This window comes from Erysipelothrix sp. strain 2 (EsS2-6-Brazil) (genome assembly GCF_016617625.1).
GTDB classification, from domain to species: domain Bacteria; phylum Bacillota_I; class Bacilli_A; order Erysipelotrichales; family Erysipelotrichaceae; genus Erysipelothrix; species Erysipelothrix piscisicarius.
In genome coordinates, this window is record NZ_SBAR01000014.1 from 23,864 (window position 1) to 30,071 (window position 6,208).

General features: G+C 38.2%; 5 protein-coding genes and 1 pseudogene. All 6 read right to left on the minus strand.

Annotated elements, in window-relative coordinates:
• Positions 1-74 precede the first annotated feature (74 nt).
• On the minus strand, positions 75-1,220 hold the full coding sequence (locus EPJ89_RS07655; protein WP_200549412.1) for a YibE/F family protein: 1,146 nt from the start codon (positions 1,218-1,220) through the stop codon (positions 75-77).
• A complete protein-coding gene (locus EPJ89_RS07660) occupies positions 1,220-2,623 on the minus strand; it encodes a murein hydrolase activator EnvC family protein (protein ID WP_161637418.1) in 1,404 nt (467 codons plus the stop codon). The genes EPJ89_RS07655 and EPJ89_RS07660 overlap by 1 nt, the downstream gene beginning before the upstream one ends.
• Entirely contained in the window at positions 2,623-3,549 is a 927-nt protein-coding gene (locus EPJ89_RS07665; RefSeq protein WP_161637419.1) for a metal ABC transporter solute-binding protein, Zn/Mn family, read from the minus strand. Before EPJ89_RS07665 ends, EPJ89_RS07660 begins: the two co-directional genes overlap by 1 nt.
• Before the next feature lie 179 nt (positions 3,550-3,728).
• A complete protein-coding gene (locus EPJ89_RS07670; protein ID WP_200549413.1) occupies positions 3,729-5,132 on the minus strand; it encodes a murein hydrolase activator EnvC family protein in 1,404 nt (467 codons plus the stop codon).
• A gap of 85 nt (positions 5,133-5,217) precedes the next feature.
• Positions 5,218-5,976, minus strand: coding sequence for a tyrosine-protein phosphatase (locus EPJ89_RS07675; RefSeq protein ID WP_200549414.1), 759 nt, complete (start codon positions 5,974-5,976; stop codon positions 5,218-5,220).
• Positions 5,977-6,092: 116 nt separating this feature from the next.
• Positions 6,093-6,208: pseudogene (locus tag EPJ89_RS07680) on the minus strand (IS30 family transposase); the annotation flags it as partial.

The window sequence follows — 6,208 nt, forward strand, 5'->3', positions numbered from 1 at the left end:
CACCCCTTATCATCTATTTGTACTGATGATAATTCTACCATACATAGATATGAAAAACTATGATATACAACCATTTAACTACAGGTTTTCGTATTCGTTTTTCGTTGTAAACGCTTTTGAATCCAACTCATAAAATATACGGTTAATGGAACGGCTGCCATCATGCCGATGGAACCAACAAGTGCTTGGAGGACTTCAACGGAAAACCATAAGCTATTGAGAATATAGGTACCACTTCGCTGATAGAGATTTAAGAGGATGATTGATGGCAAAGCACCTCCTGTATATGCCAAGACAAGCGTTGTGACCATGGTTGAGATTGCATCAATGCCCACGTTCATGCCTGCTTTCACGAGATCGCGTCTTGGTAAGGACGCTTCGATTTCAATCATCTCGCACATTGATGAAGCAATAGACATTGAAATATCCATCATCGCCCCAAGTCCCCCAATGATTACAGCACCGAAGAGAATTTGATTTACATTGAAAGGCTGTTCGCGATTCATCATCGCAATATACGAGTATTCTTCTGACGCTGCACCTCGAATCTTTAAAAAGAAGACAATCAGCAGTGCCGATACGATTGCGACCAAAACACCCCCCAGTGTCCCAATAATAGAAGCCATTGTTTTCTTGGAGAATCCCGACAATGTGATAAATGATAGAAGGGTAATGCAGAGCGCAACAACCAATACCAAAAGATACATATTTTGTTGGGCTAAAATACCAGGTATAAAGACGGTTCCAACCACGAAAACCGTTGACGCAAACGACATTAACGTTTTCAAACCTTGTTTTCTTGCAATAACCAGTAAGAGGATACTAAAGATCCCAATCACGACAAATACACGCATGCTTCGGGTTGGACCATTGAGCGTATACTGGACCCCCTCATCATTTGTCGTTTGATTCAATAGAACAGAGTCCCCTTTTTGTAATGGAAGAAGGGCCTGAGCCGTATTTTCACTCAAGGATTGTTCGATTGAAATTGTTTTATTAAGATATGGAAAAGATTCAGAGTATACTTCTAAAAATAGCTTCGTCATTTTCGTTGTTTCATCTTTTTCGGTTCGGACCTTTGTTACGGTTCCTTGATACAAAGCGTCATGTTTACTTTCCAAGGACTGTGCCATAACCGCATGATTTTGAAAGTGATACGATAACAACGAACATAAAATGATGATTAGAAGGATGACCCCGTAAGGTAGGTATTTTCGCATCAATATTCACCTCCAAGTGTGTATTGGTATATCGTCATAGGGTTTTCACGACATGGAACACTTCGACCATTGGTATCACAGCGCATATTCCACCCATTCCCCCAATAAGCACCACCTGTACCAAAGGTTACCGACCGATCCCATCGCTCGTATGCTGCTTCAATCGAATCTTCACCGAGATAATAAAGTTCATGATGTAGATGGGGTCCCATGGATAATCCTGAAGAACCCATTTGCGCTAACACTGTTCCGCCCGAAACGATATCACCTGGGGAAACGGTCATACTTCCTTCTTTTAAATGAGCAAACATCGCTCCATAAACAACACCATTTGTCTTAAAGATCATGGTGATGTAATTACCAAATCCTCCATTACACGAGCCGTTTGGATACGATCCATATGTGGGACACCCTCCATTAACTGCCGTTATAAGTCCCGACCCCGGTGCCAATATATTGAGACCAATCGATCCTGTAACGGAAGCTAAATCCACCCCCATGTGATGACCACCCCATGGATAAGTCCAAGTTCCTGCGGATACCCAGTATCCACTTTCAACGGGGCGAATAAAGCCATTGGTTTCTTCAATACTCGAGATTCGACTTAACAAGCGACTGTCAAGATCGATTTTTTCTTGGAGTTCGTCATATTGGAGTTCGAGTGCTTTGTTTTTCTCCATCAAGGAGGCAATCGTCTTTTTGACTTTTTCCATGTATGCTTTCTTAATCGTTTCTTGTTCTTCAATCAGCTTGTTTTTTTTCTCTAATTCTTGGCGTTGATGATTTAAATGTTCTTTTTCTAAATCAAAAACCTTCTTTGCTTCAATTAATTTATTTACGGTAAGATCATTGCTTTCCTTAATGCGCGCAATCCCTTCGACACGGCGAATGAGGGAGACAAAATCGACGGCCGCAAAGACAAACTCGACTAGCGGATCGACGTAAAGTTGTGATTGAGAGGTTGCAATGTTTTTCTTTACTTTTTCATTTAGCACATCAATTTCTTTTTGATAGACATCGATATTAATTTGTGTTTGTTTGATGTCTTCATTGATTGCGGTAATGGAATTTTTTAATTCACGAGCAGTTGCGGAAAGGGTATTAATCTCTTCTTGATAAACTCGAATTGTTTCCTGTTGGGTATCAATCGATGTATTGATATCGTCTTTTTGCTTTTCAATATCTTTAAGACGTGTTTGGGAATCGCTTATTTTTTGATTAATGTACTCTGTGAATTGACTGCATAAGGTTTCATGCTCCCGCGATGCTTGACCAGAGCATAGGTCATGGAAATATGCTTCATCTTTTTTAAAGTCATTTTCAGATAGGGCGTGAATGGGCGAAATGGAAAAAAAGAGTGCAAGCACTGTGAGTATACTTACACCCTTTCGTTTTTCAATCATTAGAGTGACAATCCCTCGACAAGACTTTCCAAGTTTTCATGCATGACTTTAAAATAATCGGTGCCCTTTTCTAAATCTTGCTTTGATAAACTCTCAAGCGTGTTTAATTTAAGAATTCTCACACCCGTTTCTTTGGATATCGTTTGGAGTAATTTATCATTACTGAGTGATTCCATATAGATTGCTTTGATGTTTTGATTCTTAATGTATTGGATGGATTCATCCACTTGCTTTGCAGTTGGTTCACTACTTAGAAGACTGCCTGCAATGGCAACTTGTTCGATACCATAGGGCTCAAGCATATATCCATATGCTGTATGATCTACGACAACTTCTTTGTTTTTCACATTGCGTAACTTATTTTCAAAATCATTGCTTAATGACTCAAACTCAGCACCATAACGTTTAAAGTTTTCTTCATAATATTCTTTGTTTTCTGGATCTACTTCCACAAAAGCATCTTTAATGTTTTTCATTTGTTGATAGGCATTCATGGGATTCATCCAAATATGTGGATCATATTCACCGTGATGATGATCATCATGATCGTGATCGTGATCGTGATCATCATGGTCATGACCCTCATGGAGGGTCACCCCTTGGCTCGAATCAACAATCTTTAATTTTTCATTTTTTACACTTTGTAATGTTTTAGGAGCCCATGCCTCAAAACCAGCACCATTCATAATAAAAACATCGGATTCTTGAATACGAATGATATCATTTGCACTTGGTTCATATCCATGTGCTTCCCCACCTTCAATAATGTTTTCGACTGCTACTTTATCGCCTCCGACTTTTTGCGCGAAATCATAGAGTGGATAAAAACTTGTCATTACTTTTAATTTTCCAGATTCATCTTTATTCTGTGCTTGACAACCCACTAGCATCATCAAGACAAGCAATACTAAACCTAATTTTTTCATTTCAAATCCTCACTTTCGTGGCCTTGCATTTCCAAAATATGAATGTTTTAAGTGTTACCCTAAATTCACACCCATTTATTTAAATGCGAAACGTTTGCAACAAAAGAATAACTTTGTTCTCCTTTTTTGTCAATGGATATGTTCAAAAAAATAAAAAAGTCGAGATTTTCACTCGACTTTTAATATTCTGCTTCATAAGTATAATTAAATATTTTCATAGGGTTTTCGCGACATGGAGCATCATGATTGTTCATCTCACAACGTTTCTCCCAACCGTTGCCCCAATTTGCGCCTCCCGTCCCAAAGGTTATGTTTCCATCCCAACGATCATATGCAGCCTCAATGCTATCAGAACCAAGATAATAAATTTCTAAATGAAGATGAGGACCCGAGGATAAACCTGAAGAGCCCATATTCGCAATCACATCGCCTGCACGAACTACAGATCCGGGTGACATCTTAAATGAATTTTCTTCAAGGTGTGCAAACAACGCACCATAAATTTTTCCATTCACACTAAACATCATTGTCAGATAATTACCCCAACCTCCATTACAATTCCCGCGAGGATACGAACCATAGGTTGGACATCCACCTTGTGTCCCAGTAATAATACCCGAGCCCGGAGCAAGAATTTCCAAGCCCACACGCGCATCAACATGCGCTAAATCAACACCCATATGACGACCGCCTTTTGCATAATGCCACGTGCCTGTTGATACCCAATAATTTGATTTTATCGGTCGTACAAATCCATTTTCATTGGGTAAATTTCGAAGGTCTAAAAACAGTTTGTTCTCAAAACTTATCTTTTCTTGAACCTCTTTACTTTGATCCTCTAGCACTTGATGTTTGGCCATCAACGATTGAATCAAATCTCGGACTTCCATCTGATAGACTTTGATATCATGCTCTTCTTTTTTTACAGACGCTTCTTTCGCTTCCAATTGTTCTTTTTGAGATAACAAGTGCTCTTTTTCTTCATCAAATGCCTTTCGTGCAGCAATCAACTCATTTACCACACCATCATTACTCTGCTTAATTCGTGTCAACCCTTCCATGCGACGAATTAAATCCACAAAATCTGCAGCTCCAAATACAAACTCTATATAATTACTTACATAAAGAGAGGATTGTGAAGCACGAATATTGAGTTTCACTTTCTCTTCCAAAACTTTAATTTTATCTTCAAACACTTTAATCTTGGCTTCGGTCGCCAAAACATCTTCTTCAATGATTCGAATACTCTCTTGAATCTCCATAACACGTTCTTTTAAAACCAAAATTTCTTTTTGGTAAACTTCTAACAATTCATTATTATCTTCAATTTCCTCTAAAACCGTCTCTTTTTCTTCACGAATCCGTCTTAATAATGTTTCCGAATCCGCAAGTTTTTCATTAATATATTCGGTAAATCCAGAACACTCATCCTGATGATCACGTGCGCTCGCCCCAGAACACAACTCATGATAATAACCTTCATCCCGTTCATAGTCGGTGCGTGAAAACGCATTGATGGGTTGAATGCCAATCAATGCGAACACCAGGATGATAGTAATGCCTTTTTTAAAACGAGATGCCATGAATCTAAACCCCTCAAATCACTTTGTGAAACTTTCGTGAACATTATACCATAATTTAAAATAAAACGATTGCCATTGGCAACCGTTAGTATTCGATATAGATCTTTTTTAGTGTCTCCACATCTTCTTCCGATAGTAATAAACCTTCTGAAACATAAGTTTCAAAATCCCCGTAAATTTCTTCAATAGCATCCCACGCTTCTTTAAGGTAACTGGTATCCACCGTCATGTATCCACGAATATTATTCACCTGATCATCCGTTAGATTTTCTTTAACTTTAAATCCCGCCAATTCTTTTTCAACGAGTTCATGAGTCATTGTATTGGTTTCAAGATAATCTGCTAAGATTGCTTCATCACTCGCTCCCAATATTTTAAGAATTTGAGCAGCCGCAAAACCCGTTCGGTCTTTACCTGCAGTACAGTGAAAATAAAGAGCTCCTTCTTTATTTTTAAGAAGATATTTAAAAAATATACGATACTCATCCCGTGCATCGTGACTTTCCACAAACAATCGGTTTAAACCTTTCATGTGTTCTGTAGAAATTTCACGTCGATATTTAAGTGCCATTTTTTCTGGATCTGCATTCTGTTGTGCTTTAGTCATAATGTCAAGATGAATGGCTTCAACACCTTCAATCACCTTATTTGGTTTTTCTTCGATTTCGCGATCAGATCTTAAATCAATAACCATTTTAAGGTGGTATTCATTAAGAAGACTCGACACCGTCTCATCATCCAAATCATAGAGCGGACCACCCCGTAAAAGTTTATGGTGTTTTACGTGACCTTCTTTTACTGGAATCCCCCCTAAATCTCTAAAATTACGTATTTTATAATGCATCTTTAAACCCTCCTTACATTTTATTATAAGGGTTTTCGGTTATCAAAGTAGTGTTTGGTATCAATCTGTTTATTTTAGATATAAAAAGCACCCGAATCCGGGTGCTTTTTCTTTTATCAAATCTCAACCGCACCACTTTTACTTTTATTAAAGTCTATCTCATAGGCCGTTTTGAAGTCAAATATTTTTCGCGGCATTGAGTTAATTTTGAAGCAAATATCATCAAGATATT

Coding starts and splice junctions, on each gene's coding strand:
- EPJ89_RS07660 (WP_161637418.1), bottom strand. CDS start 2,623: ATGATTGAAAAACGAAAGGGTGTAAGTATACTCACAGTGCTTGCACTC.
- EPJ89_RS07675 (WP_200549414.1), bottom strand. CDS start 5,976: ATGCATTATAAAATACGTAATTTTAGAGATTTAGGGGGGATTCCAGTA.
- EPJ89_RS07670 (WP_200549413.1), bottom strand. CDS start 5,132: ATGGCATCTCGTTTTAAAAAAGGCATTACTATCATCCTGGTGTTCGCA.
- EPJ89_RS07655 (WP_200549412.1), bottom strand. CDS start 1,220: ATGCGAAAATACCTACCTTACGGGGTCATCCTTCTAATCATCATTTTA.
- EPJ89_RS07665 (WP_161637419.1), bottom strand. CDS start 3,549: ATGAAAAAATTAGGTTTAGTATTGCTTGTCTTGATGATGCTAGTGGGT.